Here is a 345-nt window from a genome sequence, read left to right on the forward strand (position 1 = left end):
CCGGGTAGGCCTCGACGAAATGACTCAACTGCGGGGTGATGAAGAAGCTGCCGAAGCCTTCCGTGCAGCCCATGCGCACATGCCCCGAAAGCGCCACCCCAGACCCGGAAACCTGCTCGCAGGCCATGTGCAGGGTGCTTTCGATGGACTCGGCATAACCCAGCAGGCGCTGGCCTTCGGCGGTCAGGACAAAGCCGTTGGTCCGCGATTTCTCGAACAACAAGGTGCCCAGCGCCGCTTCCAGCGAACTGATGCGCCGCGACACCGTGGTGTAGTCCACCGCCAGGCGCTTGGCCGCGCTGCTGGCCTTGCGGGTACGAGCGACCTCAAGGAAAAACTTCAGGT

The 345-nt window shown here is 63.5% G+C and carries 1 protein-coding gene; it reads right to left on the reverse strand.

Features of this window, described 5'->3' with window-relative positions:
• Positions 1–345, reverse strand: a 345-nt coding sequence (locus HX773_RS25725) for a LysR family transcriptional regulator (protein WP_176973840.1), incomplete at both ends; no start/stop codon positions are given.

It is taken from the genome of Pantoea sp. B9002, assembly GCF_013385945.1.
Classification (GTDB): domain Bacteria; phylum Pseudomonadota; class Gammaproteobacteria; order Enterobacterales; family Enterobacteriaceae; genus Pantoea.